Source organism: Limnospira sp. (genome assembly GCF_051859755.1).
Taxonomy (GTDB): Bacteria; Cyanobacteriota; Cyanobacteriia; order Cyanobacteriales; family Microcoleaceae; genus Limnospira; species Limnospira fusiformis.
In genome coordinates, this window is record NZ_JBIMLI010000345.1 from 1 (window position 1) to 1,266 (window position 1,266).

Annotated in this window: 2 protein-coding genes; both read left to right on the forward strand. The window is 55.1% G+C overall.

Annotated elements, in window-relative coordinates; all coding sequences use genetic code 11:
* A partial coding sequence (locus tag ACTIE0_RS24490) for a hypothetical protein (RefSeq protein WP_439517051.1) occupies positions 1–212 on the forward strand: 212 nt, incomplete at its 5' end.
* An 83-nt stretch (positions 213–295) separates the two neighbouring features.
* A partial coding sequence (locus tag ACTIE0_RS24495) for a hypothetical protein (RefSeq protein ID WP_439517052.1) occupies positions 296–1,266 on the forward strand: 971 nt, incomplete at its 3' end.

The window sequence follows — 1,266 nt, forward strand, 5'->3', positions numbered from 1 at the left end:
AGACCTGTCAACTCCCACCCGTCAACTCTAGGACTTACCCCACCTCTCACCTGTCAACTTCCCAACTGTCGGACTTTCCCCCAACTCCCACCTCCGACCTGTCAACTCTCCAACTTGAGGACCTGTCAACTTCCCCACTCTCGGACTTCCCCCAACTCCCACCTCCGACCTGTCAACTTGAAGACCTGTCAACTCCCACCCGTCAACTCTAGGACTTACCCCACCTCTCACCTGTCAACTTCCCAACTGTCGGACTTTCCCCCAACTCCCACCTCCGACCTGTCAACTCTCCAACTTGAGGACCTGTCAACTTCCCCACTCTCGGACTTCCCCCAACTCCCACCTCCGACCTGTCAACTCTCGGACTTTCCAACTTCCCAACTTTCCAACTTCCCAACTGTCGGACTTTCCCCCAACTCCCACCTCCGACCTGTCAACTCTCCAACTTGAGGACTTGTCAACTTCCCCACTCTCCGACTTCCCCCAACTCCGACCTGTCAACTTGAAGACTTGTCAACTTGAGGACTTCCCAACTTTCCAACTGTCGGACTTTCCAATTTCCCCCACCTCGGACCTGTCAACTCTCCAACTCTCGGACTTCCCCCAACTCTCACTCGTCAACTCTCGGACTTCCCACCTGTCAACTCTCGGACCTGTCAACTCTCGGACTTCCCAACTTCCCAACTCTCGGACTTCCCTCAACTCCCACCTCCGACCTGTCAACTCTCAGACCTGTCAACTCCCACCCGTCAACTCTAGGACTTACCCCACCTCTCACCTGCCAACTTCCCAACTGTCGGACTTTCCCCCAACTCCCACCTCCGACCTGTCAACTCTCCAACTTGAGGACTTGTCAACTTCCCCACTCTCCGACTTCCCCCAACTCCGACCTGTCAACTTGAAGACTTGTCAACTTGAGGACTTCCCAACTTTCCAACTGTCGGACTTTCCAATTTCCCCCACCTCGGACTTGTCAACTCTCCAACTTGAGGACTTCCCCCAACCCTCACTCGTCAACTCTCGGACTTCCCACCTGTCAACTCTCGGACCTGTCAACTCTCGGACTTCCCAACTTCCCAACTCTCGGACTTCCCTCAACTCCCACCTCCGACCTGTCAACTCTCAGACCTGTCAACTCCCACCCGTCAACTCTAGGACTTACCCCACCTCTCACCTGCCAACTTCCCAACTGTCGGACTTTCCCCCAACTCCCACCTCCGACCTGTCAACTCTCCAACTTGAGGACCTGTCAACTTCCCCACTCTC